The 24,671-nt window shown below is 70.3% G+C and carries 22 protein-coding genes; 9 read left to right on the forward strand and 13 right to left on the reverse strand.

Annotated features, from left to right (window positions below):
- Positions 1-3 precede the first annotated feature (3 nt).
- The 7 genes from Dfulv_RS43225 to Dfulv_RS43255 all read right to left on the reverse strand — a co-directional run bounded on the left by Dfulv_RS43225 (position 4) and on the right by Dfulv_RS43255 (position 7,384).
- Entirely contained in the window at positions 4-717 is a 714-nt protein-coding gene (locus tag Dfulv_RS43225) for a DUF559 domain-containing protein (protein ID WP_259859606.1), read from the reverse strand.
- A 356-nt stretch (positions 718-1,073) separates the two neighbouring features.
- Positions 1,074-2,075, reverse strand: a complete 1,002-nt coding sequence (gene speB / locus Dfulv_RS43230; RefSeq protein ID WP_259859607.1) for an agmatinase — start codon at positions 2,073-2,075, stop codon at positions 1,074-1,076.
- On the reverse strand, positions 2,072-3,277 hold the full coding sequence (locus tag Dfulv_RS43235) for a saccharopine dehydrogenase family protein (RefSeq protein ID WP_259859608.1): 1,206 nt from the start codon (positions 3,275-3,277) through the stop codon (positions 2,072-2,074). Before Dfulv_RS43235 ends, speB begins: the two co-directional genes overlap by 4 nt.
- 5 nt (positions 3,278-3,282) lie before the next feature.
- Positions 3,283-4,086: an ABC transporter permease gene (locus tag Dfulv_RS43240; protein WP_259859609.1), complete on the reverse strand. Its 804-nt coding sequence runs from the start codon at positions 4,084-4,086 to the stop codon at positions 3,283-3,285.
- The gene (locus Dfulv_RS43245) at positions 4,086-4,991 is read right to left on the reverse strand and encodes an ABC transporter permease (RefSeq protein WP_259859610.1); all 906 of its coding nucleotides are present in this window, start codon (positions 4,989-4,991) and stop codon (positions 4,086-4,088) included. Before Dfulv_RS43245 ends, Dfulv_RS43240 begins: the two co-directional genes overlap by 1 nt.
- Entirely contained in the window at positions 4,988-6,142 is a 1,155-nt protein-coding gene (locus Dfulv_RS43250) for an ABC transporter ATP-binding protein (protein WP_259859611.1), read from the reverse strand. Before Dfulv_RS43250 ends, Dfulv_RS43245 begins: the two co-directional genes overlap by 4 nt.
- 3 nt (positions 6,143-6,145) lie before the next feature.
- Complete coding sequence (locus Dfulv_RS43255; protein ID WP_259859612.1) at positions 6,146-7,384, reverse strand: polyamine ABC transporter substrate-binding protein; 1,239 nt, start codon at positions 7,382-7,384, stop codon at positions 6,146-6,148.
- A 293-nt stretch (positions 7,385-7,677) separates the two neighbouring features.
- Between Dfulv_RS43255 and Dfulv_RS43260 the strand changes: the two genes are divergently transcribed.
- Genes Dfulv_RS43260 through Dfulv_RS43275 form a run of 4 tightly spaced genes read left to right on the forward strand, consistent with a single transcriptional unit; the run spans position 7,678 to position 11,424 of the window.
- Positions 7,678-8,133 (forward strand): Lrp/AsnC family transcriptional regulator, encoded by a 456-nt coding sequence (locus tag Dfulv_RS43260; protein ID WP_259859614.1) that lies wholly within the window; start codon positions 7,678-7,680, stop codon positions 8,131-8,133.
- On the forward strand, positions 8,130-9,509 hold the full coding sequence (locus Dfulv_RS43265; RefSeq protein ID WP_259859615.1) for an aspartate aminotransferase family protein: 1,380 nt from the start codon (positions 8,130-8,132) through the stop codon (positions 9,507-9,509). Before Dfulv_RS43260 ends, Dfulv_RS43265 begins: the two co-directional genes overlap by 4 nt.
- Positions 9,494-10,081: a pyridoxamine 5'-phosphate oxidase family protein gene (locus Dfulv_RS43270; RefSeq protein ID WP_259859616.1), complete on the forward strand. Its 588-nt coding sequence runs from the start codon at positions 9,494-9,496 to the stop codon at positions 10,079-10,081. Before Dfulv_RS43265 ends, Dfulv_RS43270 begins: the two co-directional genes overlap by 16 nt.
- The gene (locus tag Dfulv_RS43275; RefSeq protein WP_259859617.1) at positions 10,078-11,424 is read left to right on the forward strand and encodes an NAD(P)/FAD-dependent oxidoreductase; all 1,347 of its coding nucleotides are present in this window, start codon (positions 10,078-10,080) and stop codon (positions 11,422-11,424) included. The genes Dfulv_RS43270 and Dfulv_RS43275 overlap by 4 nt, the downstream gene beginning before the upstream one ends.
- A gap of 7 nt (positions 11,425-11,431) precedes the next feature.
- Here Dfulv_RS43275 and Dfulv_RS43280 read toward each other — a convergent pair whose 3' ends face one another.
- A complete protein-coding gene (locus Dfulv_RS43280; protein ID WP_259859619.1) occupies positions 11,432-11,881 on the reverse strand; it encodes a metallopeptidase family protein in 450 nt (149 codons plus the stop codon).
- A 116-nt stretch (positions 11,882-11,997) separates the two neighbouring features.
- Between Dfulv_RS43280 and Dfulv_RS43285 the strand changes: the two genes are divergently transcribed.
- Positions 11,998-12,351 (forward strand): DUF3499 domain-containing protein, encoded by a 354-nt coding sequence (locus tag Dfulv_RS43285; protein WP_259859620.1) that lies wholly within the window; start codon positions 11,998-12,000, stop codon positions 12,349-12,351.
- A 53-nt stretch (positions 12,352-12,404) separates the two neighbouring features.
- On the opposite strand, the gene Dfulv_RS43290 is transcribed toward Dfulv_RS43285, so the two are convergent.
- Positions 12,405-12,662: a WhiB family transcriptional regulator gene (locus Dfulv_RS43290; protein WP_033364663.1), complete on the reverse strand. Its 258-nt coding sequence runs from the start codon at positions 12,660-12,662 to the stop codon at positions 12,405-12,407.
- A gap of 335 nt (positions 12,663-12,997) precedes the next feature.
- On the opposite strand from Dfulv_RS43290, the gene Dfulv_RS43295 reads away from it, so the two are divergent.
- Entirely contained in the window at positions 12,998-13,507 is a 510-nt protein-coding gene (locus Dfulv_RS43295) for a signal peptidase I (RefSeq protein WP_259859621.1), read from the forward strand.
- On the opposite strand, the gene Dfulv_RS43300 is transcribed toward Dfulv_RS43295, so the two are convergent.
- Both Dfulv_RS43300 and Dfulv_RS43305 read right to left on the reverse strand, forming a co-directional pair.
- Positions 13,504-15,984, reverse strand: coding sequence for a bifunctional FO biosynthesis protein CofGH (locus Dfulv_RS43300; protein WP_259869329.1), 2,481 nt, complete (start codon positions 15,982-15,984; stop codon positions 13,504-13,506). The genes Dfulv_RS43295 and Dfulv_RS43300 overlap by 4 nt on opposite strands.
- Positions 15,985-16,145: 161 nt before the next feature.
- A complete protein-coding gene (locus tag Dfulv_RS43305; protein WP_259859623.1) occupies positions 16,146-17,894 on the reverse strand; it encodes a hypothetical protein in 1,749 nt (582 codons plus the stop codon).
- Positions 17,895-18,032: 138 nt separating this feature from the next.
- On the opposite strand from Dfulv_RS43305, the gene cofD reads away from it, so the two are divergent.
- The 3 genes from cofD to Dfulv_RS43320 are packed head-to-tail and all read left to right on the forward strand — an operon-like array spanning position 18,033 to position 20,601.
- On the forward strand, positions 18,033-18,989 hold the full coding sequence (cofD, locus tag Dfulv_RS43310; RefSeq protein ID WP_259859624.1) for a 2-phospho-L-lactate transferase: 957 nt from the start codon (positions 18,033-18,035) through the stop codon (positions 18,987-18,989).
- Entirely contained in the window at positions 18,986-20,056 is a 1,071-nt protein-coding gene (locus tag Dfulv_RS43315) for a coenzyme F420-0:L-glutamate ligase (protein WP_259859625.1), read from the forward strand. Before cofD ends, Dfulv_RS43315 begins: the two co-directional genes overlap by 4 nt.
- Complete coding sequence (locus Dfulv_RS43320; RefSeq protein WP_259859626.1) at positions 20,053-20,601, forward strand: NUDIX hydrolase; 549 nt, start codon at positions 20,053-20,055, stop codon at positions 20,599-20,601. The genes Dfulv_RS43315 and Dfulv_RS43320 overlap by 4 nt, the downstream gene beginning before the upstream one ends.
- A 1,616-nt stretch (positions 20,602-22,217) precedes the next feature.
- On the opposite strand, the gene Dfulv_RS43325 is transcribed toward Dfulv_RS43320, so the two are convergent.
- Positions 22,218-23,327, reverse strand: coding sequence for a mannose-1-phosphate guanylyltransferase (locus Dfulv_RS43325; protein ID WP_259859627.1), 1,110 nt, complete (start codon positions 23,325-23,327; stop codon positions 22,218-22,220).
- Between the two features lie 147 nt (positions 23,328-23,474).
- Positions 23,475-24,620, reverse strand: a complete 1,146-nt coding sequence (locus Dfulv_RS43330) for a glycosyltransferase family 4 protein (RefSeq protein WP_259859629.1) — start codon at positions 24,618-24,620, stop codon at positions 23,475-23,477.
- Between the last annotated feature and the right edge of the window lie 51 nt (positions 24,621-24,671).

Consider the following 24,671-nt stretch of genomic DNA (forward strand, 5'->3'; position numbering starts at 1 on the left):
AGATCACGAAAGGAGGGAGCGGACCGTCGACAGCAGCGCGGCCGGATGCTTGTACAGGTCGTCCGCCGTAAAGTAGCGCATGACCCATCCCCGGTCGGCCAGCCAGTTCATCCGGGTGCGATCCCGACGGAAGGTCATAGGCTCGAGGTGTGAGGCGCCGTCGTACTCCAGGCCCACGCGATGCCGCGGATAGGCTAGGTCCAGGCGATACCGGCCCACTCCCTCGTCGTCAAGAATCCAGAACTGCGGCTCGGGCGACGGCAACTTGCCGTCGAACAGCATCAATCTGAGGTGGCTCTCCTGAGCGCACGCCGCGCGGCCGTCCGCGAGCGGGACGAGTTCCCGCGCCTGCCGCACGCCTTTCAGGCCGGAGTGCCGACATACCTCGCCGGCCAAGTCGGCGGCATCGCAGACGCCGACACGCAATGCCGCATCCAGCGTGGCGATCGCATCGAGTCGCCGTTGCAGTTTCGCCAGGTCGATGGCAGCGCGGGCGGGCGGAACGACCGGGATACCGCCGATCAGCACAGGGTCGAGGACCGGAACAACGGCCTCATGGGTCACGACGCCGCTGATCTCGGGCCGCGCGAGGCCTGCAGGCACCATGACGTGCACCCGGTCAGGCTGTCCCGCAAAGCCGTAGACGTGGGCCGCCGACCAGTGGCTCAGCAGGACGTCGTCAGGTAGCCGCAGGAACAGTGCCCTGAGCTCGGTCATCGAGCTCGCGTCGCCTCCGAGGTAAACGCCACGCGTAACGCGCACCAGGGCACCGTCACGGACGCGCGGACGTGTCAAGCCACGATCCAACAGGTATCGATACGGGTAAAGGATCCCGGACATGACCGAAAGCATTCCGCGACACCGCACGTTCCGCTGACACCCCGACACCCTCCTGTGGACAACACCTCTCCTGTGGACAACCCCCGCCCCTCTCAGGTGCGCGATCTTGGAGTTGTGGTCCCTAACTTGTCCGACATAAACGGAAATAGTCAGGACCACAACTCCAAGATCGCGCAACGGGGGTACGGGAGCGGAGCGGGGGCGCGGGAGCGGGGCGCGGAGCGGCGGGTGGGTCAGCGGCCGTCGAGTAGCGGCTGACGGGGATCCCAGGCGTCGCCCCTCCGGCGGCGGGCCAGCGCCGACAGCGCCTCCAGGACCACGCGGTTGGCCAGGTAGGCGGTGATCTCGGCGTGGTCGTAGGGCGGGCTGACCTCGACGACGTCCACGCCGACGATCGGCAGCTCGTAGCAGCACCGGCGTACCGCGTCGAGGAGCTGGCGCGCGGTCAGGCCACCCGGCTCCGGCGTCCCCGTGCCGGGTGCCATCCCGGGGTCCACCACGTCGACGTCGACCGACAGGAACACGCCGTCGCAGTCGTCCACCGCGATGCCGAACGCCTCGGTCAGGCACTCGTCCAGCCCACGGGCGACGATCTCGGTCATCTCGTACGACCGCATCCGCTGCTGCGCCATCCAGTCCAGCGTCGCCGGGCCGGGCCAGTAGCCGCGCAGGCCGATCTGCAGGAAGCGGTCGCCGCGGACGGCGCCCGACTCGATCAGGCGGCGCATCGGCTGGCCGTGGCCGACCAGGGAGCCGAACTCGGTGTCGCCGGTGTCGGCGTGCGCGTCGAAGTGCACCATCGACACCCGGCCGAAGCCGATCTTGCGGGCCACGCCCGTGGCGTCCGGCCACGCGATCGTGTGGTCGCCGCCGAGGATCACCGGGATCGCGCTGGAGGACGCCACAGCGTGTACCGCATCCTCCAGTGCCTTGACCGAGCGCACCGCGTCGCCGGAGAACATCTCGACGTCGCCCGCGTCGAGGACCCGGAGGTCCTGCAGCGCGTCGACCCGCAGCGCCAGCGACGGGCGGGAGCCGTCGTGCGGGAGGTAACAGGCCTGCCGGATCGCCTGCGGGCCGAAGCGCGTGCCGGGCCGGTGCGACGTGCCGCCGTCGAACGGCGCGCCGACGATGACGACGTCGGCATCCGCGTAGGAGGCCGGGTCGGCCAGGTCGCAGGGCGGCACGCCGAGAAACGTGATGTCCGGGCCGAACATCGCGCCATATCTGGTCATTTCTCCTGCATACCCCACGGTGAGCCGTACCCGGTGAGCAGGTCCAGGAACGGGCGGGCCGGCAGGGCCTCCGGGCCCAGGACGCCGGTGCCGGACCAGGTGCCGGCCGCCAGCAGTTCCAGGGCCACGATCGGGTTGATGGCCGTCTGCCAGACCACGGCCTGCGAGCCGTACTCCCGCATCGACCAGGCGTTGTCCACGACGTGGTAGAGGTACGTGGCCCGGGGGCGGCCGTCCTTGCCCAGGCCGGTCACGTAGGTGCCGGCGCACGTCTTGCCGTGCATGCGGTCGCCGAGCGTTGCCGGGTCGGGCAGGCACGCGGCGACGACGTCGCGCGGCGAGATCTCGATGCTGCCCACGCGCACCTTCTTCGTGGTGTCCAGGCCGAGCTTGTGCAGCGTCTTGAGGACCTCGATGAACTCGTCGCCCAGGCCGTACTTGAAGGTGACCCGCCGTGCGTCGACCCAGCGCGGGATGAGCAGGACCTCCTCGTGCTCGACGTTGACGCACTCGACCGGGCCGATGCCCTCCGGGAAGTCGAACAGCTCCGGCTCCGAGAACGGCATCGTGACGTACCAACCCCGGTCCTTCTCATAGATGACCGGCGGGTTGAGGCACTCCTCGATCGTCGTCCAGATCGAGAACGACGGCGCGAACTCGTAGCCGTCGACCACCAGGTTGCCGCCGTCGCGGACGCCGACGTCGTGCACCTCGGCGAACAGTTCGTCGGCCGCGTAGCGGGCGAAGACGTCGGACAGCCCCGGCTCGACGCCGATACCGACGAGCGCCAGCCGGTCCGCGGCCTCCCACTTGTCGGCGGCGGCGAACTGCTCGTCGCCGAGCTTCACCCCGGTCAGCTCGTACGGCCGCGAGGGATGGGGCTTCGACAGGGACATCGCCATGTCGAGGTAGTCGGCGCCGCCGGCGAGGGCGCCGTCGAAGATCGGCATGACGAACCGGGGATCGACGGCGTTGAGCACGTGGGTGACCGTCCGCGCCCGGCAGAGGGCCGCCACGGCGGGAGCCGAGGAGGCGTCGAGCTGGACCGCGCTGAAGCGCGGGTCGTCCACGGCCGCGACGGCGGCGACAGCGCGCTCCAGCGAGTAGTCCGCGACCACACAGTGCTCGAAGAACGAGCGGCGGGCGGCGATGCGTACGGCGGCAGAGCCGACGCCGCCGGCGCCGACGATCAGCAGACGCATGGATATCAAGCCTTTCGGCGCAGGCGTGGCAACTGTCCGAGGAGGACGACGAGGAAGGAGATGACAAACATGGCGGTGCCGATCACGTTGATCTGCGGCGGGATGCCGCGCTGTGAGGCGCCCCAGACGTACATCGGGAACGTGACGACGCTGCCGGAGTTGAAGTTGGTGACGATGAAGTCGTCGAACGACAGCGAGAACGACAGCAGCGCCGCGGCCACGATGCCCGGCATGACCAGGGGCAGCGTGATCCGCAGGAAGGTCTGCGTCTCGTTGGCGTAGAGGTCCATCGCGGCCTCCTGCAGCCGCGGGTCGAGGCCGGCGAGGCGGGCCTTGACGGTGACGACGACAAACGACAGGCAGAACATGACGTGGGCGATCACGACGGTCCAGAAGCCCAGCGGCACCCCGGACGCGACGAACAGCGCCAGCAGCGACGACCCCATCACGATCTCCGGGGTGGCCATCGGCAGGAAGATGAGCGTGTTGGTCGCGGCGCGGCCGCGGAAACGGTGGCGGGCCAGGGCGAACGACATCAGCGTGCCGAGGATCGTCGCGCCGAGCGTGGCGAGCAGCGCGATGCCGATGCTCAGCCAGAACGCGTGACCGATGCCGGCGGCGCCGAACGGGTTCGCCCAGTGGTCCCACGTGAACTTGTAGTTCTGCAGGGTGTAGGGGGCGTTGCGGCCGGCGTCGCGGAACGACATGGCGGCGACCACGGCGATCGGCACGAAGAGGTACAGCAGGACGAGCAGGCCGACCGCCATGACCCAGTGGTCGGCGAGGTAGCGGCGGACGCGGTAGAGCATCACAGCACCTCATCCGTGCCGGCGCGGCGGACGTAGACGAAGACCAGCACGAGGATCGCCGCCATCAGCGTGAACGACAGCGCGGCGGCGGCGGGGTAATCGCCCACCCGAAGGAACTTCGACTGGATGACGTTGCCGATCATGTACTGCCGGTTCGTCCCGAGCAGTTGCGCGTTGATGTAATCGCCGGCGGCGGGGATGAACGTGAGCAACGTGCCGGCCACGACACCGGGCATCGACAGCGGCAGCACGACCCGGGTGAACCGGGACACCGGCCGGGCGTAGAGGTCGCCGGCCGCCTCGATGAGCCGTGGGTCGAGCTTCTCCAGGCTGGCGTAGAGCGGCAGCACCATGAACGGCAGGAAGTTGTAGACCAGGCCGGCGATCACGGCGGGGGTCGTCGCCAGGAGCCGGCCGTCGGGCAGCGGCACGTGCAGCGCGGTGAGCGCCGACACGACCGGGCCCCCGTCGGAGAGGATCACCTTCCACGCCAGCGTGCGGATCAGGAAGCTGGTGAAGAAGGGCGCGATCACGCAGATGAGCAGGAGGCTCTTCCACCGGCCGCCCTTAAGCGCGATCGCGTAGGCCAGCGGATAGCCGATGACCAGGCAGATGACGGTCGTGAGCGCGGCGTAGCCGATCGAGCGGCCGAAGTGCGGCAGGTACTCCTGGACCGCGTCGGCGTAGTTGCCGAAGGCCCAGGTCATCGCGTAGCCCTCCTCCAGCGACCCCTCCGGGTCGTAGAGGCTGGTCGCGAACAACTGCACGGCGGGGATGGCGAAGAAGACGATCAGCCAGAGGCCGCCGGGGAGCAGCAGGAGGTACGGCAGCCACTTCTTCCGCGGCTTCTCGAGCTTGACCGGCTTGGTCGGCGTGGTCGACCCGACGTGCCCCAACGCGCTCATGCCGACACTTCCTCCGCGTCCACGACCGGCGCCTGGGTCTCGTTCGCCGGCCGGGAGAGCAGGAAGGCGTGCTCGGGCCGCCAGGAGACGGTCACCTCGCTGGCCACCGCCAGCGGCGCGGCCACGCCCGAGTTGGGCACGAACACGGTCAGCTCGTCCCCCCACGGCGCCCGCACCAGGTACTGCGTGCTGACGCCCATGTAGGAGGAGTCGGTCACGATGCCGCGCACCCCCTGGTGGCCGGCCAGCACCTCGGTGCCGACGTGCAGTTTCTCCGGGCGGACGCCGAGCCAGACCGTCCCGTCGGCGGCGCGGGCTCGCGCGGCCGGCACGGAGTAACGGCCGCCGTACGCCTCGACGAGCACGTCGTCGCCGCTGCGCCCGGTGACGGTCGCGGCGAGGAGGTTGGACTGGCCGAGGAAGTTCGCGACGAAGGCGGTGCCGGGGAAGTCGTACATGTCGACGGGCGTGCCGAGCTGCTCGATCTTCCCCGCGTTCATCACCGCGACCGTGTCGGCCATGGTCATGGCCTCCTCCTGGTCGTGGGTGACGTGGACGAACGTGATGCCGACCTCGGTCTGGATCCGCTTGAGCTCCACCTGCATCTGGCGGCGCAGCTTGAGGTCGAGCGCACCGAGCGGCTCGTCGAGCAGCAACACCTGCGGGTGGTTGATGAGCGCCCGCGCCAGCGCGACGCGCTGCTGCTGGCCGCCGGAGAGCTGGGCCGGCTTGCGCCTGCCGAAGCCGTCCATCTCGACCAGGTGGAGCATCCGCTCCACCTGGTCGGCGTACTGCTTCACGCCGCGGCGGCGCAGGCCGAACGCGACGTTGTCCGCGATGGTGAGGTGCGGGAAGAGGGCGTAGGACTGGAACACCGTGTTGACCGGCCGCTTGTAGGGCCGCAGCCGGGTCACGTCCTGGTCGTCGAGCAGCACCCGGCCGGCTGTCGGCTCTTCGAGGCCCGCGATCATCCGCAGGGTGGTCGTCTTGCCGCACCCGGACGCGCCGAGCAGAGCGAAGAACGAGCCCTTGGGCACCGTGAGGGTCAGGTCGTCGACCGCCGTGAAGGATCCGAACCGCTTTGTCATGCCGACCAGGTGGAGGTCGGCACCGCTGGCGCCGGCCTCTTCGCTCCGTTTCGAATCGGTCATGTGTCAGGCTCCGGAAACCGCTTCGAACTTCTCGGCGAACTTCTTGTCCTCGGCCTCGGTCAAGGGCTTGAAGGCGTGGACCTTACCGAGGGTGGCCGTGTCGGGGAAGATCAGCGCATTGTCGGCCAGGTCGGGGTCGATCTGCTGCATGGCTTCCTGCGCACCCTGCACCGGGCAGATGTAGTTGACGTAGGCGGCCAGTTCCGCGGCGACCTTGGGGTCGTAGTAGTAGTCGATGAGCTGCTCGACGTTGGCCTTGTGGGTCGCCGTGGACGGGATGAGAATGTTGTCCGACCACAGCATCAGGCCCGACTCCGGCGTGACGAACTTGATGTTCTCGTCCTCGGCGGCGAGTTGGATGATGTCACCGGACCACGCGACACACGCGGCGAGGTCGCCTTTGGCGAGGTCCTCCTTGTAGTCGTTGCCGGTGAACTTGCGGATCTGGCCGGAGTCGACGGCCTTCTTGATCTTCTCGATGCCCGCGTCGAAGTCGGCCTCCGAGACGTTGGCGGGGTCCTTGCCCATCGCGAGCAGGACCAGGCCCATCGTGTCGCGCATCTCCGAGAGCACGGCGACCTTGCCCTTGAGGTCGGAGCGGGTCAGCAGCTCGTCGACGGTGCGGATCTCCTTGGTGACCTTGGCGTTGTAGGCCAGGCCGGTGAGGCCGGACTGCCACGGCGCGGCGTGGTTCATGTCCTTGTCCCACGGCCGGTTCCGCAGCGTGGCGAGAACGTTCTTGGTGTAGTTCGGGGTCTTGCTGTTGTCGAACGGCTGGACCCAGCCGAGGCCGACGACCCGCGACGCCATCCAGTCGGTGAGCACCATGATGTCGCGATCGATGGACTGGCAGGCCTGCAACTGGTTGCGGACCTTGCCGAAGAACTCGTTGTTGTCGTTGACGTCTTCGTTGTACGAGACCGTGATGCCGGTCTTCGACTGGAACGCGTCGAGCGTCGGGCGCTTCTTCTCGTCGTTCTCGTCGACGTCCATGTAGAGCGGCCAGTTCGAGAAGTTGATCTTCTTCTCGGTCGCCGACACGTCGGTGCCGACACAGGCCGGGCTACCGCTGGCTTCCGGCTTCTTCACGGGCTTTGTGCCACATGCCGCCAGCGCACCACCGGTCGCCATGAAGGCACCACCGGCGAGCAGGCCACGCATGAGATTCCGGCGGGAGAGTCCGGTCGCGTTCAGGAGGGCGGCCGCTTCTGGAGAGAGCGGCGGGCGAGAGGGTTTTCGCACGGGGGCTCCTACGGATCTCAGTGTCGGTGCAGACTCGTTGGGGGGCGATGACCGACGACTGATCCTGACACGCTGTGCCATCACTCACAAGGGATTCCGTCGTCACGATCGAGCCGCACAACGAAAAGCGCTATGCGATCAACGCGGGGTCACGGTCGTCATCCCGCTGAAACAGGCCGGCCCGGTCCGTCACGGCTCCCCACACACTCAAGCGGATCACGATTCCGTAGATCGCTCGTTTATCGGCCATGGAATTAGTTGCCAACAGGTAGTCCTTGGGCAAGAATCCACATGTGACCGAGCCCGTCCTCGACGACGTCAACAAGCGGATCATCGAGCAGCTGCAGCGCGATGGCCGTATGTCCTACGCCGCCCTCGCCAAGGTCGTCGGCCTCTCGGAGGCGGCTGTCCGCCAACGGGTGCAACGACTGCTGGACACCGGCGTCATGCAGATCGTGGCGGTCACCGATCCCCTCACGCTGGGCTTCGCCCGGCAGGTGATGATCGGGGTCAAGGTCGAAGGAGACCTCCGGCCGGTCGCGAAGTCCCTCGCCGCGGTGCCCGAGATCGACTACGTGGTCATCTGCGCGGGCGGCTTCGACCTGCTCGTCGAGCTGGTGTGCACCGACGACGAGCACCTGCTCGACCTTCTCAACGACACGATCCGGAGCATCCCTGGCGTGACGGCCACGGAAACCTTCGTCTACCTCAAGCTCGCCAAGCAGACCTATGCGTGGGGGACACGATGACCGATCAGCAGCCCGACGCCGCTCAACTCGACACAGCCGCGCGCGACCACCTCTGGATGCACTTCACCCGCCTGTCGGCGTACAAGGACGCACCGGTGCCGGTGATCGTGCGGGGCGACGGGCCGTACATCTACGACAGCACCGGCAAGCGGTACCTCGACGGGCTGTCCGGGCTGTTCGTCGTGCAGACCGGCCACGGGCGGCACGAGCTCGCCGAGGCCGCCGCCAAGCAGGCCGCGGAGCTCGCCTACTTCCCCCTGTGGTCGTACGCGCACCCGAAGGCCATCGAGCTGGCCGAGCGGCTCGCCGGCATCACCCCCGGCGATCTCAACCGCGTCTTCTTCACCACCGGCGGCTCGGAGGCCGTCGAGAGCGCGTGGAAGCTCGCCCGGTCGTACTTCAAGCGCACCGGCAAGCCGCTCAAGACCAAGGTGCTGTCCCGCTCGATCGCCTACCACGGCACCTCGATGGGCGCCCTGTCGATCACCGGCATCCCCTTGCTGAAGCAGGAGTTCGAGCCACTCGTGCCCGGCGCGTTCCGGGTGCCGAACACCAACTACTACCGCCGGCCCGACCAGTCCATGTCGGAGGAGCAGTTCGGCGTCTGGGCAGCCGACCGCATCGCCGAGGCCATCGAGTTCGAGGGCCCGGAGACCGTCGCCGCCGTCTACCTGGAGCCGGTGCAGAACGCCGGCGGCTGCTTCCCTCCCCCGCCCGGATACTTCCAGCGCGTGCGCGAGATCTGCGACCGGTACAACGTCCTGCTCGTCTCCGACGAGGTCATCTGCGCGTTCGGCCGGCTCGGCGAGTACTTCGGCGCCACGCGGTACGGCTACCAGCCGGACATCATCACCGTCGCCAAGGGCCTCACCTCGGGTTACGTGCCGCTCGGCGCGATGCTCGTGGCGGAGCGGCTGGCCGAGCCGTTCCTGGAGGGCGCGAGCTGGTTCGCCCACGGCATCACCTACGGCGGCCACCCGGTGGGCTCGGCGGTCGCGCTCGCCAACCTCGACATCTTCGAGCGTGAAGGGCTCAACGAGCACGTCCGGACCAACTCACCGGTGTTCCGGTCGTACCTCGAACGCCTCTACGACCTGCCGATCGTCGGCGACGTCCGGGGCGACGGCTTCTTCTTCGGCATCGAGCTGGTCAAGGACAAGGTCACCAAGGAGACGTTCAACGACCAGGAGTCCGAGGCGCTGCTGCGCGGGTTCCTGTCCAAGGCGCTCTTCGACGCCGGCCTGTACTGCCGCGCCGACGACCGCGGCGACCCGGTGATCCAGTTGGCCCCGCCGCTGATCTGCGACGAGCAGCACTTCGCCGAGATCGAGCAGATCCTGCGGTCGGTGCTGACCGAGGCATGGGCGCGCCTGTAGAGCGGATCCGGGTCCGCCGGCTCCCCGAGCTGGCGGTCACCGATCCCGCCGTCCTGCGGGACATCCTCGACGCGGGGATGGCCGGCCACGTGGCGATCGTCCACAACGGACAGCCGTTCGCGGTCCCGGTCGCCTACGGCCGGTCCGGCGACACGGTGCTGTTCCACGGCTCGACCGGCAGCCGGCTCTTCCGGGAACTCGCCGCCGGTGCGCCGTGCTGCTTCTCGGTGATGCTGCTCGACGGGCTGGTGCTGGCGCGCAGCGCGTTCGAGACCTCCATGTGGTACCGCTCGGCAATGGTCCTCGGCCGGTGCGAGGTGGTCGAGGACCAGGTCCCGGCGCTGCGGGCGATCAGCGAGCACATCCTGCCCGGGCGGTGGGAGCTGGTGCGGCCGCCGTCGCGGAAGGAACTGGCGGCGACGCTCGTGCTGGCGCTGCCGCTCACCGAGTGGTCGGTGAAGGTCAGCGCCGGCCCGCCGGAGTCGTCCCCGGAGGACGAGGGCTGGTCCCCGCCGGTCGGCGTCGTCCCGCTGCGGACGGTACGCGGCGCACTCATCGAAGGTGAAGCATGAGTTACTGGATGTCCGCCCTGCCGCCGGTCGAGCCGCGGGCGGCGCTGCCCGGTGACGTCGACGCCGACGTGGCGATCGTCGGTGCCGGATACACGGGCCTGTGGACCGCCTACTACCTCATCCGGGCCGACCCGTCGCTGCGGATCGTGGTGGTGGAGGCGGAGACCGCCGGCTTCGGTGCCAGCGGCCGCAACGGCGGCTGGTGCTCGGCGCTGTTCCCGAAGTCCGTCGCCGCGCTGGCCCGCACCTACGGCCGCGACCGGGCGCTCGCGCTGAACGCCGCCATGGAATCCACCGTGGACGAGGTCGGCCGGGTCGCCGCGGAGGAGGGCATCGACTGCGACTACGCCAAGGGCGGCACGGTCGTCCTCGCGCGCAACCCGGTGCAGCTCGAGCGGGCCCGCCACGAGGCCGCCTCCGCCGCCGAGTTCGGCATCCGGCTCGACCTCCTCTCCGCCGCCGAGGCGACGGAGCGCGTCGGCGCCGCCGGCGTTGTCGGCGGCACGTACACACCGCACTGTGCCGCGATCCAGCCGGCCAAGCTCGTGCGGGGCCTCGCCGACACGTGCGAACGGCGCGGAATACGGATCTACGAACGGACGCCGGCCCGTGCGGTCACCGAGGGCCGCGTCGAGACTCCACACGGGACGGTACGGGCACCGATCGTCGTCCGCGCCACCGAGGGCTTCACGCCACGCCTTCCCGGGCTGCGCCGGGCGATGGTGCCGGTGTACTCGCTCATGGTGGCCACCGAGCCGCTGCCGGCGTCGTTCTGGTCGTCGGCGGGCCTGGCGCGGCGCGAGACGTTCTCCGACCACCGGTACCTCATCATCTACGGCCAACGCACCGCCGACGACCGGCTGGCGTTCGGCGGCCGGGGCGCCCCGTACCACTACGGCTCGGCGATCGAGCCCTCCTTCGACCGCGAGCCGCGGGTCTTCGCGGAGCTGCGCCGGGTCCTCGTCGAGCTGTTCCCGGCTCTGGTGGACGCGGAGATCACCCACACCTGGGGCGGTCCGCTCGGCATCGCCCGCGACTGGATGGCCTCCGTCGGCCTCGACCCGGCGAGCGGCCTCGGCTGGGCGGGCGGCTACGTCGGTGACGGCGTCGGCACCTCGAACCTGGCCGGCCGGACCCTGGCCGACCTGATCCGCGGGGTCTCCTCGGAGCTGACCGCACTCCCGTGGGTCGGGCACCGCTCGCCCCGCTGGGAGCCCGAGCCGCTGCGCTGGCTGGGCGTGAACGCGAGCCTGCGGCTGATGACCGGCGCCGACGCGGCCGAGCTGCGGACCGGCCGCCCGTCCCGCCGCGCCGCCCTGATGTCCCGGGTCCTCGGTGCCTAGAGCCCGGTCAGTTGTCGAGGTCCTCGGGAGAGACGCCGAGGAGGTTCGCCACCTGCTCGATGATCACGTCGTGGACCAGGTCGGCCAGGTCGTCGTGGTCGGCGGCCCGGAACTCGAGCGGCCGGCGGTACAGCACGATGCGCGGCGGCACGCCATGGCGGCCCGGACGGCCGGGCAACAGCCGCGCCAGCGGGACCTCGCCGTCCTCCAGCACGTCGGAGTCGTAGACGTTGAGGTCGGGCGGCACGTCCTCGACGGCGAACTCCACGCCGGCCAACTCCTGAGCGAACCGCTGCTCAAGCTGCTCGACGGAGTCGAGGACCAGGTCGTCGAACATCTCGGCGCGGGTGCGCGACATCGGCAGGGACGCGGGCACGAGTCGACCGCGCAGCCCCCGGCCGTGCCGGTCCCGGCCACGCCGTCCCGGTCCGCTGCGTCGTCGGTCTGGGCTCGCCACCTAGTCAGCGTACTGCCCGGGCCCGATCGCCCGAGCGGGCGTGTCGCCTGGGTCACCACGGCGTGTCGCAGGGCTACCGGGTTGGGCGGAGCCTCGCGGAGCGATACCGTCTGGCCGTGAGGACCCCACGTCGATGCTCGCGCAACGGTTGCCCCCGACAGCCCGTTGCGACGTTGACGTACGTTTATGCCGAATCGACCGCGGTCGTCGGCCCGTTGGCCGCGTTCGCCGAACCCCACTCCTACGACCTGTGCGAGTCCCATGCCCGCGGCCTCACCGCACCGCGCGGCTGGGACCTGGTGCGGCATGAAGGAGAGTACGGCCCGCCCCCGCCGACCAACGACGATCTCGTCGCACTCGCCGAGGCGGTTCGTGAGGCGGCTCGGCCAGCACCCCATCGCGAAGAAACCGACCAGCAGCATCCGCTCGGACGGCGCGGACATCTGCGCGTGATCCCCCCGGATGCATGAAATTGGGCGCCGGCATCGCCAGCGCCCAATTTTCACATGCATTTCCGATCCCGCTAGGCAGCCCGTCGTTTGAGCTTGCGGCGCTCTCGCTCCGAGAGACCGCCCCAAATTCCGAAGCGCTCGTCATGCCCCAACGCGTACTCCAGGCAGTCCGCCCTCACCTCGCAGCGCGAGCAGATGCGCTTGGCCTCGCGAGTCGACCCACCCTTCTCCGGAAAGAATGCCTCCGGGTCGGTCTGCGAGCACAAAGCGCGTTCTTGCCACTCCGGAGCGTTACCCAGCAGGTCGGCCACGACTGGTCGGCCGTCCATCAGCGTGCCTCCTTCTTGCGCACCGGCGTCAATGCCGGCGCAACCCCCCACGCGGAAGGCGCATGTCCTACAAGGTGTAGTACCTCGGCGCGGTGTTCCCTTATGTCCGCTAGGTGACTGACTGCACTCACCCTCGAACATCCCCCGTGAAATTACACGCGTGTAATGCGTGCGTCGTCAAGCCGAACCTGATAAATAGGCCCACCCGGGCGATCACTCTTACCCACGTGCCGTACCCATACCGATGAAGACCCGCCGGAGGTAACGGGCGACACGCCGGACGCGCCGGAAGAAGTCTTCGTGAGTTTGCTCAAGCCGCCGTGGCGGCAGCCGAAATGGCGGCAGTGATCCAGCGGCTGCTCCTGGGTGTGGCCCTGTCCGTCATCGTCTTCACCGTCGGGATCGTCGGGCTGGGATGGAAGCCCTACGTCGTGACGTCGGACTCGATGGCGCCGGCGATGCACTCCGGTGACCTAGTGTTCGTCGATCCGCACGCAAAGTCGGTGGCGGTGTACGAGATCGTCACGTACACCGACCCGCGCGGTCCCGTCACGCACCGCGTCGTCAGCCAGGCCGCGGACGGGACGCTCGTGCTCAAGGGCGACGCCAACCAGCAGCCGGACGCCAAGGCGGTCGACCGGAACCACGTGATCGGGCCGGTGCGGCTGATCCTGCCCAACATCGGCTGGCCGGTCGTCCAGGTGCACACCCACCCGCTGCGTGTCACCGGCGGCGCGTTGCTGCTGGCGATACTCATCCCTGGCCGCCGGATCCTCATGCTCCTGCTGCTCGCCGGGATCATCGCGGCCATCGCCATGGTGCCGACGACCGGGGCATTGCCTTAGGACCTGGCGGACACCCGGCCGTAGACGGTCGTGCGCTCACGGACCGGGCGACCCGCGGCCTTACCGATGGCTTCGAGCTCCTCCCTCGTGCGGGCGGAGCCGTGCTCCGAACCGGCCATCCGCGAGATGGTCTCCTCCATCAGCGTGCCGCCGAGGTCGTTGGCGCCGCCGCGCAGCATCGCCACCGTGCCCTCGTCGCCGAGCTTCACCCACGAGCACTGGACGTTGTCGATCCGGCCGTGCAGCAGCACCCGGGCCATCGCGTGAACGGCCCGGTTGTCGCGCCAGGTCGGGCCGGGCCGGGCGATGCCGGCCAGGTAGATCGGCGCGCTGTGGTGGACGAACGGCAGCGCCACGAACTCGGTGAAGCCGCCCGTGCGGTCCTGGATCCCGGCCAGCACCCGGAAATGGCCGAGCCAGTGGCCGGGGTGGTCGACGTGGCCGTACATCATCGTCGAGCTCGACCGGATGCCCAGCTCGTGCGCGGTGGTGACCACCTCGACCCACGCCGACGTCGGCAGCTTGCCCTTGGTGAGCACCCACCGGACCTCGTCGTCGAGGATCTCCGCGGCCGTTCCCGGGATGGTGTCCAGGCCCGCCTCCTTGAGCTGGACGAGCCAGTCGCGGATCGAGACGCCGGCCTTCGCCGCGGCGGTGACGACCTCCATCGGGCTGAACGCATGGACGTGCATGTCGGGGACGCGGGCCTTCACGGCCCGTACCAGATCCGCATATGCCGTGATCGGGAGCTTCGGGTCGATCCCGCCCTGCATGCAGACCTCGGAGGCGCCCGCGTGCCAGGCCTCCTCGGCCCGGTCGGCGACCTGCTCGTAGGACAGGCGGTAGGCGTCGGCGTCCCGCTCGCGCTGGGCGAACGCGCAGAACCGGCAGCCGACGTAGCAGACGTTGGAGAAGTTGATGTTCCGGTTGATCACGTAGGTGATGTCGTCGCCGACCGCATCACGGCGCAGGTCGTCGGCGATCCCGACGAGCGCCTCGAGCCCGGGGCCGTCCACATTGAACAGCGCCAGCGCCTCGGCCTCGTGCTCCTTGTCGAGCAGCTTCGCCGGATGCTCCGCGGCCAGCTTCAATCCACTGTGGACGTCGCTGTCGAGCCGCTGGACGCTGGTCGTCCGCACGCGGGCGGCGACCTCCTGCCAGTCGCCGTACACCGTGTCGAAGTCGCCGCGGCGGTCGTCGGTGCGGCCCTCGGTGTCGATCGCGGCGTGCAGGTCGGTGCGGCCACTGTCCTCGTAGCCGCCGTCCGGCTCCTGCCACGGCAGGCCGGCCGGCATCGCGCGCTCGTCGGCGAGGCCGGTCTCCGCGTCCATCAGCGCCGCGAGATGGGCCGCCAGGCGGGCGTCGATCCACGGGACGCCGCGTTTGGCGTACTCCGGGTAGATGGTCAGGCGCTCCCTGAGCGTGAAGCCCGCCTTCGCGCTCTGCCGCGCCAGCTCGTCGATGGCGGGCCAGGGGCGCTCGGGGTTGACGTGGTCGGGCGTGACCGGCGAGACGCCGCCCCAGTCGTCGATGCCGGCCCGCAGGAGGAGACCGTACTCCTCGTCGATGAGGTTCGGCGGGGCCTGGATGCGCGCCCTCGGGCCGAGGACCAGCCGGGTGACGGCGATCGTGGCGGCCAGGTCGTGCAGCTCGGCGTCGGGCATCCCGCGCATCGCCGTGTCGGGCTTGGCGCGGAAGTTCTGGACGATGATCTCCTGGATGTGCCCGTACTCCCGCATCGTCTTGCGGATCGCGAACAGCGACTCCGCGCGCTCCTCGAGCGTCTCGCCGATGCCGATCAGGATGCCGGTGGTGAACGGGACGCCGACCCTGCCGGCGTCGTCGAGCACCCGCAGCCGCACCGCGGGCTCCTTGTCGGGCGAGCCGAAGTGCGGGCCGCCCGGCTCCGACCACAGGCGGGTCGCCGTGGTCTCCAGCATCATGCCCATGCTCGGCGCGACCGGCTTGAGCCGCTGCAGCTCGGCCCAGGACAGCACGCCCGGGTTGAGATGCGGCAGGAGGCCGGTCTGCTCCAGCACCGCCACCGCGCAGGCGCGCAGGTAGTCCAGCGTCGAGTCGTAACCGCGCTCGTCCAGCCACCGCTTGGCCTGCGGCCACCGCTCCTCCGGGCGGTCGCCGAGTGTAAACAGCGCCTCCTTGCAGCCCTGCGCCGCGCCCTCCTTGGCGATCGCGAGCACCTCGTCGATCTCGAGGTATTCGCTGGGCAGCCGGTGCGGGACCGTCGCGAACGTGCAGTAGTGGCAGCGATCGCGGCAGAGCCGGGTGAGCGGGATGAAGACCTTCTTGGAGTACGTCACCACGCCCGGACGACCGGCGTCGGCCAGCCCCGCGTCGCGCACCTGGCCCGCCACGGCGAGCAGGTCGTCGAGGGCCGCATCGCGGGCGGTCAGGAGGACGGCCGCCTCGGTCACGTCGAGCGGGCGACCGTCGGCCGCGCGACGGAGGGCGCGGCGCATCGCGTTGCCCTCGGTACTTCTGGCTGCAAAGGTCACACATTGCAGCCTAAGCTGCCGCCGAACGGATCAACGCCTACCGCGAATGTGACTTAGTCCCCGATGCCGCCGCGCAGCAAGATCTTGGAGGCCCACCGGGTGGACCTCCAAGATCTTTCGTCGTTTCAGCTGCGAGGCGGGATCACCTGCGTGCGCTGCGTGTCGTCGTCCCCGGAGGTGGGGTTGGCGATGTTGGCAGCGGTCGGCTCCTCGCCGGACGTCCCCAGCACGGTGGTGGCGTCCGGGTCCGCCGGCCTGTCCGCCTGGGCGGGTTGGACGTGCGGGAACGCCGCGGTGGCCTCGGGGTCCCCGGTCCGGGGTCCGGTTGTCGCCTGGGTCACGGTGCCGGTGACCTCGGGGTCCGCGGCCTGGTGGATCACCGTGGCCGTGGCGTCCGGGTCCGCGGGTGGGATGCTGCCCGTCGCTTCGGTGTCCGCCGGTGCCTCGGCGTCGGCGACGACCGCGGGCGGCGCCTCGTCCGGGGAGGCCGGGGCGAATGCCGTGGTGGCGTCGGAGCCGGCCGGCGGGAAGGCGCCCGTCTTGCCGAACGGCGAAGCCGCCTCACCCTCCGCCTGCGGCACCGGGGCGCTCTCCTGCGGCCCCGGGTGCGTGGAGGTGCCGCCCGGCCAGCCGGCCGCGGCGAAGCCCGACGGCGGCGTCGACGGGCCGCTGTCGGCCGGCGAGGCGGAGACCGGCTCGTCGGCGGCCGCGGTGGCCGGTGCGTTGTACGACGCGAACGGCGAGCTCAGCGGCGATTCGGTGGACGGCGTACCGGAGACGGGCTCACCCGTGCCGAACGACGGAGCGCCGGAAGCGGGAGCGCCGAAGCTCGGCGCCCCGGATGCCGGAGCCGTGTACGCGGGTGCGCCGGTCGCCTGGGCGCCCGTGCCCGGGGCCCCGAAGGCGGGAGCGCCGGAGGCCGGTGCGGCGTAACCCGGCGCGCCGGACGCCGGGGCGGCCGAGGTCGGCGCGGGCACCGCGGAGGTGGGCGCGGTGAACGCGGGGGCACCGGTGGACGTGGGCTGAGCCTGCTGCGCCGGGAAGCTCTGGCTCGCGTAGCCCGCCGCCGCGGCGGCGGAGGCAACCGGGTTGCTGCCCGTCGTCTGCGGGTTGGCCCAGCCGCCGGTCTGCTGCTGGTAGCCGGGCTGTGCCGGGTAGCCCTGCGGCACCGGGACGGTCTGCGCGCCGGCCGCGTAGCCAGGTTGCTGGAAGGAGCCGGTCTGCTGCCCGTACTGCTGCTGGGCATACGGGTATCCGGGCTGGCCGTACGGATACGCCGGCTGACCGTACACACCCTGCGGCGGCTTGGCGGGTGCGTATGCGCCGAGGTAGACGCGGATGACCAGGAACAGGACGAGCCCGAGCAGCGCCAGACCGCCCAGGCGGCCCAGGAAGGCGGCGAACACGTACCCGAGACGCACGCTGTCGGGCTGCAGGTCGCCGATGAGGCCGGCGAGCAGCAGCACCACGCCGAACAGCGCGGACACCGCGTATTCGATCAGCGCACCGAGGACGACGAGGCGCGCCTTCGGCGCCGCCGGCTCGATGTGCGTGGCGATCAGCACCGCGAGGATCGGCAACGCGATGGTCTCCACGGAGACGAACGAGCCGAAGGACGAGCCCGCGTTGCCCAGGAAGTCGCTGGCCAGCGACGTGAGCAGGGTGATCAGCCCGGCGAGGAGGAAGACGCCGTTCACGCCGAGCAGCACGAGAGCGACAAGCTCCCGGTGCGGCGAGGTGAACTGACGCGCCTTCTTCTCTTCCGCGGGTTTCGGCTGAGCCACGACAGGCTGGGCCACGGATGCGTACGGCGAGGTGGCCGGCTGCGGCGAGTACGCCGCGGACGAGGTCGGGTCGGGTGGCTGGGTGCTCACTGGCTCTCCCGAAATGAACACGCGTGGATATCGCAAACAGGTCGCTCGAAGCCTAGTCCCTGCTCCCGAATCCTGCGTGCACCGGAAGACCGACGGCCCCGCGGAGAAGTGTCGTACCGGTGGGGCAGGATTGACGGCATGCGGATCGTGGTTCTGGCCGGCGGCATCGGCGGCGCGCGCTTCCTGCTCGGCGTGCGCGCGGTGGCCCGGGAGGTGGGCGCCGAGGTGACGGCGGTGGTCAACGTCGGCGACGACGTCACTCTGCACGGGCTGCGGATCTGCCCCGATCTCGACAGCGTGATGTATACGTTGGGCGGCGGCGCCGATCCGGAGCGTGGCTGGGGCCGGGTCGGTGAGACCTGGACGGTCAAGGAGGAGCTGGCGGCCTACGGTGCCGAGCCCACCTGGTTCGGTCTCGGTGACAAGGACATCGCCACGCACCTGGTGCGCACCCGGATGCTCGACGCCGGCTATCCGCTCTCCGCGGTCACCGATGCGCTGTGCGACCGCTGGCAGCCGGGCATCCGCGTCCTGCCCGCCAGCGACGACCGGGTGGAGACGCACGCGGTGGTCGAGGTCGACGGCGTGACGAAGGCGATCCACTTCCAGGAGTGGTGGATCCGCCACCGCGCGGAGTTGCCGACGCAGCGCTTCGTGTTCGTGGGGGCCGAGACGGCCAAGCCGGCGGCGGGCGTGCTGGACGCGTTGGCCGCCGCAGATGTCGTACTAGTGGCGCCGAGCAACCCGGTGGTCAGCGTCGCACCCATCCTCGCCGTTCCGGCCGTCCGCGAGGCGGTGGCCACCGGCAAGGCGCCCGTGGTCGGGGTGTCGCCGATCATCGGCACCGCCCCGGTGCGCGGCATGGCCGACAAATGCCTGGCGGTGGTCGGCGTCGAGTGCAGCCCGGCCGGCGTCGGCGGCCTGTTCGGCGCCCGCAGCGCCGGCGGCGTGCTCGACGGCTGGCTGGTCGACGAGTCCGACGCGGGCGTCGAGGTGCCCGGGCTGACGGTGCACGCCAGACCGCTGTGGATGACCGACGAGGCAGCCACGGGCGCCATCGTCCGGGCCGCGCTGTCCGTGGCGGGCGTGTCATGACCCAGGGGTTCTCGGTGCTGCCGGTCGTCGGCATCGGCGACGTGCGCCCGGGTGCCGACCTCGCGGGTCTGATCCGGGATGCCGCGCCCTGGATCGAGGACGGCGACATTCTCGTGGTCACCAGCAAGGTGATCAGCAAGACCGAGGGGCAGCTCGTCGAGATCCCGCTCGACGAGCCGGCCCGGGAGACGGCTCGCGAGGCGGTCCTGCGCGCGGAGACGGCCCGGGTGGTCGCGCGGCGGGGTGCGACCCGGATCGTGCAGACGCACCACGGGTTCGTGCTGGCCGCGGCCGGCATCGACGCGTCCAACGTCGACCCGACGCACCTGGTGCTGCTGCCCAAGGACCCGGACGCGTCGGCACGCTGGCTGCGCGACGAGTTCCGGGAGCGCTTCGGGCTCGCCGTCGCCGTCGTGGTCACCGACACCATGGGCCGGCCGTGGCGGCTCGGGCTCACCGACGTCGCGATCGGCGCGGCCGGGATCGACGCGCTCACCGACTATCGGGGACGCCGCGACGCGTATGGCAACGAGCTCCAGCTGACCCAGATGGCCGTCGTCGACGAGCTGGCCGCCGCCGCCGACCTCGTGAAGGGCAAGACCGATCAGGTGCCGGTCGCGGTGGTCCGAGGACTGCCGATCCGCACCGAAGGGCACGGCACGGGAGCGGCCGAGCTGATCCGGGGCGCCGACGCCGACCTGTTCTCGCTCGGCACGGCGGAGGCCGTGGCCCGCGGGCTGCGTGTCTCGGCGGAGGTCACGGACGCCGCAGCGTTCCAGCCTGGTCCGGTGACCCTGCCCGATCTGCCGTTCCCGCGGACACGGAGCGTGATCGTTCCGGACAACACCGCAGTGGCGATCGTCGCTTGGGCGCCGGTCGGCGACCTCGCACGGGCCGTTGAGGTCGGCATGGAGATCCAGCGACTGCGGGCCGTTCTCGCTGCTGACGGCCTCGCGACAGTCTGGATCGAGGCCGGCGACGACCCTCGGCTGACGGCCGACGTGCCGGAAGGCGGCGTGCCCCTCGGCGTCCTGGCGATCGGTCGCGGTAGCCTACCGTCACTATGACGCTGCACGACGACGCACTTGCGGTTCTGACGAGTTGGACGGCGCCGACGGCGGAGGCCGAGGCGACCCGGCAGCGGTTTCTCGGATTCGTAAGGTCCGATGCGACCACCATGTGGCGTGAGCACGCGGGCGGGCACGTGACGGCGAGCGCGCTCGTCGTCGACGCGGCGGCCGAGCGGGTCCTGCTCTGCCTGCACGGCCGGATCAAGCGCTGGGTCCAGCTCGGCGGCCACTGCGAGCCGGGCGACCTGTCGGTGGCCGGCGCCGCGCTGCGCGAGGCGACCGAGGAGTCGGGCATCACGGGCCTGCGGATCAGCGAGGCGCCCATCGGCCTGGACGTGCACCATGTGCAGTGCTCGGGCGGCCCGTCGCTGCACTACGACGTCCGCTACGCCGCGATCGCCCCGCCCGGCGCCGTGGAGTCGGTGAGCGCCGAGTCGACCGCGCTCGCCTGGTTCACCCCCGACGCCCTGCCCACCCCACTGGCCGGCGCAACGGAACCCCTGGTCGCGCCGGCGCTGGCCTGGGCCAAGGGCAGCGCATAGCTTCCTGGTTCTGCCATACCTCCGGTCCGGAGCGATTTCACGATCCGGTTGACGGAGTCGCGAGACCCTGGTGACGGCGAGGCACGACCACGGCAGCGCGGTCTGGACGGTCCAGGACAGGCGGCACGGCGAATCACCGTGGCCAGCGGATCACCCCATGGCCAGCGGATCGCACCGTGACCAGCGGATCGCACCGTGACCGCCGCTGCGGCACCCGCACACCCGCGGCCCCGCCCCGGGCGACCGCCCGCAGGCCCCATCTGGCGGACGCTGTCGCGGCGGACCCGCGGACGGGATACCCCCACTCCACACGGTATTCCCCAGCGGAATACCGTCCACCTACCACATCAACCGCCCGACCTTCGACCCCGCGGTGATCCACCCGGACCGGATCGTGAAACCACTCCGGTCGGTCCTGATCGCCGGAAGGATGCGGCCGCCCCGGCGAGCGACCCCGGCCACGGATTTCCACCGAGGCCGACGTTCTTGGTCGCGTCCGCCACGCCGGGCAACCGACCTCAACCGCCGCACCCTCCGGGCTCCGCCCACGTGATCGCGAACTTGTCGCAATCATGGCCAAGCGCCGGGGCGAAGCGCGCGGGATCGAGCGGCCAGTTTCATGATCGCGGAGCGTTTGTGCACCCCTGGAGCCTGTTGCGTAATTCGCTGGGACAGCGTTGGCGGCCCAACTACGCGCCGATCTTGGAGTTGTGGCGCCATGAACCTCCGAATTTGTCCGGATTTGTCAAGGACCACAACTCCAAGATCGGCGCGGTTGTCGGGGTTGACGCGCGCGAGGGATCCGAATTGCGCAACAGGCTCCAGGGGTGCACAAACGCTCCGCGATCATGAAACGGTGGCCGAACCGCCCGACCGCGCCCCAGCCGCGGCACTCATGATTGCGGCCGCGGCGGAGCCGGGACTGTCAAGAGTCCCGCGGAGCCTCCGCGATCATGAGCGAGGGGGGTTGTCGTCACAGGTTCCGGCCGGTTTGTGGCCGTGATCGCGGCAAGTTCGCGATCACGGGTGCGGCGGTTGGGCCTGGCTGGGTAGTGCGGCTGCGGTTCGTAGATCGAGGGAAACTTCGGGCTGCCTGGGCAGCCAGATGTTTCCGACGATCAAGGAACCCGGGTCAAGCCAAGCGCGGAGCACGGCCACCCCGCACCACGGGGCCACAGACGCCGCGGCCCGGCGTCGCGGCCCGGCGTCGCGGCCCGGCGTCGCTAAGGCACGGCCGGCCGCGCGGCCCGGCGTCGCAGGCACGCGGCCCGGCGATGCTTGACAAAATCCTTCACAGATCACGGAAAAGTTGGTGTAGCCAGGGGTGCACTGAGTCTCCGTGATCTTGAAACGGTGGCCGGGCCACGAGCCGCGCTCAACCGACGCACTCGTGATCGCGAACGCATAGAGATCACGGCCGGAACCCACGAAGCCACGTCAAGCTTCCGCGATCATGAATCCGACCGGCCGGCCCGGCAGAGCGGCCCGCCGGCACGGCCTGCACGCCCGCCACGCCGTGAGACCGGCACGAGGGGAACGGCAGTGGCCGGGCGAGCGTCTTGGGCGGGTCGCGCCCCGGCCACACCAGCCGGGGGCGCGACCCCGCATCACGACGGTTAGAGCAGCTCTATCGAGCCGCGCTCCTTCAAGGAGTCCACCAGCTTCTTGACGTCCTGGGCACGTGCCCGCGGGCAGATCAGCAGCGCGTCCGGGGTGTCCACGATGATCAGGTCGTTGACGCCCACCGCGGCCACCAGACGGCCCGAGTGGGGCACCACCACGATGCGCTCCGACTCCTGCATCAGCACCGTCGGCTTGGACTGGGACGATGACTCCAGCCCCAGATCGACCACCACGTTGCCCGCTGTGTCGGTCTCCAGCAGCTCACCCAGCGTGTGGAAGTCGCCGACGTCGTTCCAGCCGAAGTTGCCCGGCACCGTGCCGACCAGGCCGGCCCGGCCGGCGCCCTCCATGACGCCGAAGTCCACGGAAATCTTGGTCAGGCCCGGCCAGATCTCGGCCAGCACCTCTTCCCGCTCCCGCGTGTCCCAGGCCTCGGCGATGCGCATCAGGCCCTCGTGCAGCGACGGCTGCTGGCGGGCGAGCTCGTCGAGGAAGACGTCGACGCGCCAGACGAACATCCCCGCATTCCACAGGTATTCGCCCGACTCGACGTATCGCTTGGCGACATCGAGGACCGGCTTCTCGGCGAACTCGGCAACCTTGCACACGTCGCCGGTGCCGGTGGGCTCGCCGACGTGCAGGTAACCGTAGCCGGTCTCCGGATGGGTCGGCGTGATGCCGATCGTCATCAAGAGGCCGTCCTCGGCGCCCTGGATCGCCTTGGTGAGCGTCTCGGTGAAGGCCGGCACGTCGCGGACCAGCTGGTCGGCGGCGAAGGCCCCCATGACGGCGTGCGGGTCGCGGCGGGCGATCACGGCCGCCGCCAGGCCGATCGCCGCGCAGGAGTCGCGCGGGGTCGGCTCGACAAGGATGTTGCCCTCAGGCAGGCCGGGCAGCTGCCGGGCCACGGCGGCTGCGTGCGCCACCCCGGTGACCACAAATGTCGTCTCCGGTGCCGCAAGCGCCTCCAAGCGGCCATACGTCGCCTGGAGCAGCGACAACGGCGTGCCGGTGAGCGCGTGGAGGAACTTCGGATGACCGGCTCGCGACAGCGGCCAGAGCCGCGTGCCACTGCCACCTGCAGGAATCACCGCGTAGAACACGGCCCAATCATGCCCAGGAGAGGGCACCTTCCAACAACTCGACGGTGTCGTGTCCATTACCAAAATCGCCTGGCTCGGTTTCAGAAGGTGACGTCAAGCGCCGACATGGCGTGACGGGTGAGAATGGTGTGAGTGCCGGCGGCGCCGTCAATACCGTGGACCGGCGGCTCTCGCCCAAGCGGCGAGGTGGACCTCGGCGCTCGACTCCCAGGTGAACTCCTTGGCGCGTGCCGCGCCGGCCTTCGCCAGCGCATTACGCCGCTCCGTGTCGTCAAGCAGCGCGACGAGGTCGCGGGCGATCTCGTCGGGGCCGGGGCCGGTGTAGGCGACGGCGTCGCCGCCGACCTCGGGCAGGGAGAGCCGCGGTGTGGTGAGCACGGGTGCGCCGCAGGCCATGGCCTCCAGGATCGGCAGGCCGAAGCCCTCGCCGAAGGACGGGTAGGCGGCGACGATCGCCCCGCCGAGAAAGCCGGGAAGGTCCGCATACCGCAAGTAGCCGGGCCGCAGCAGGCGCAGGTGGCTCGGGACCTCGCTGATCGCGCCGTCGATCTCGTCGTCGTGGCCCTGGCCGCCGGCGACCACGAGGGCGGGCGGGTCGGCCCGGTCCCGCACCGCGGCGATCCAGCCACGGATCAGGCTGGGCACGTTTTTCCTGGGCTCCTTGGCGCCGAGGAAGGCGATGTAGTCGGTCGAGCCGAGGCCGAGCCGGGCACGGACCCGGGCCTTCTCGTCCTCGCTGGGTGCGTGGAACGCATCCGGGTCGACGCCGTGGTACGCGACGTCGATGCGGGTCGGATCGGCGTCCAGCAGCCGGATCAGCTCGTCACGGGTGGCCTTGCTGGGCACGATGACCCGGCTGGCCCGCCGCAGCGAGGTCTTGATCGCGGAGCGGAAGAAGGTGCGGCGCGACTTGTCGTAATGCTCGGGCTCGGTGAAGAAGGTGGCATCGTGCACGGTCACGGTCACCGGACAACCGGCGCGCAGTGGGCAGGTGTAGAACGGCGAGTGCAGCACCTGCGCGCCGACCTGCTGGGCGAGCATCGGCAGACCGGTCTGCTCCCAGGCGAGCCGGGCGGGCCGGTGCGCCGCCGCCGCGGGCGCGGACATGATCCGGGCATTCGGCAGCAGCCTGCCGTAACGCTCCGCATCGGTGCGCTGGCAGACGACCGCCAGGTCCGCGTCGAGCGCGCCCAGGGCGCCGAGCAGGCCATCGACATAGCGCCCCACACCGCCTCGGTCAGCTGGGACACTCGTGGCGTCTACGAGCACGCGTGGCGGACGGCCGGGGGTCACTTGGCGACTCCTTCTGGACTCGATGCGACGTTCCGGCCCAAAGCCTACGCC

Origin of the sequence: Dactylosporangium fulvum, assembly GCF_025137375.1 — a bacterium.
Classification (GTDB): domain Bacteria; phylum Actinomycetota; class Actinomycetes; order Mycobacteriales; family Micromonosporaceae; genus Dactylosporangium; species Dactylosporangium fulvum.

Excerpts from the sequence above, each read along its gene's own strand:
- Dfulv_RS43235 (WP_259859608.1), bottom strand. The coding sequence starts at position 3,277 with ATGCGTCTGCTGATCGTCGGCGCCGGCGGCGTCGGCTCTGCCGCCGTA.
- cofD (WP_259859624.1), top strand. The coding sequence starts at position 18,033 with ATGCGGATCGTGGTTCTGGCCGGCGGCATCGGCGGCGCGCGCTTCCTG.
- Dfulv_RS43290 (WP_033364663.1), bottom strand. The coding sequence starts at position 12,662 with ATGGACGGCCGACCAGTCGTGGCCGACCTGCTGGGTAACGCTCCGGAG.
- speB (WP_259859607.1), bottom strand. The coding sequence starts at position 2,075 with ATGACCAGATATGGCGCGATGTTCGGCCCGGACATCACGTTTCTCGGC.
- Dfulv_RS43295 (WP_259859621.1), top strand. The coding sequence starts at position 12,998 with ATGGCGGCAGTGATCCAGCGGCTGCTCCTGGGTGTGGCCCTGTCCGTC.
- Dfulv_RS43320 (WP_259859626.1), top strand. The coding sequence starts at position 20,053 with ATGACGCTGCACGACGACGCACTTGCGGTTCTGACGAGTTGGACGGCG.
- Dfulv_RS43315 (WP_259859625.1), top strand. The coding sequence starts at position 18,986 with ATGACCCAGGGGTTCTCGGTGCTGCCGGTCGTCGGCATCGGCGACGTG.
- Dfulv_RS43265 (WP_259859615.1), top strand. The coding sequence starts at position 8,130 with ATGACCGATCAGCAGCCCGACGCCGCTCAACTCGACACAGCCGCGCGC.
- Dfulv_RS43275 (WP_259859617.1), top strand. The coding sequence starts at position 10,078 with ATGAGTTACTGGATGTCCGCCCTGCCGCCGGTCGAGCCGCGGGCGGCG.
- Dfulv_RS43245 (WP_259859610.1), bottom strand. The coding sequence starts at position 4,991 with ATGAGCGCGTTGGGGCACGTCGGGTCGACCACGCCGACCAAGCCGGTC.
- Dfulv_RS43225 (WP_259859606.1), bottom strand. The coding sequence starts at position 717 with ATGACCGAGCTCAGGGCACTGTTCCTGCGGCTACCTGACGACGTCCTG.
- Dfulv_RS43240 (WP_259859609.1), bottom strand. The coding sequence starts at position 4,086 with ATGCTCTACCGCGTCCGCCGCTACCTCGCCGACCACTGGGTCATGGCG.
- Dfulv_RS43270 (WP_259859616.1), top strand. The coding sequence starts at position 9,494 with ATGGGCGCGCCTGTAGAGCGGATCCGGGTCCGCCGGCTCCCCGAGCTG.
- Dfulv_RS43250 (WP_259859611.1), bottom strand. The coding sequence starts at position 6,142 with ATGACCGATTCGAAACGGAGCGAAGAGGCCGGCGCCAGCGGTGCCGAC.
- Dfulv_RS43300 (WP_259869329.1), bottom strand. The coding sequence starts at position 15,984 with ATGCGCCGCGCCCTCCGTCGCGCGGCCGACGGTCGCCCGCTCGACGTG.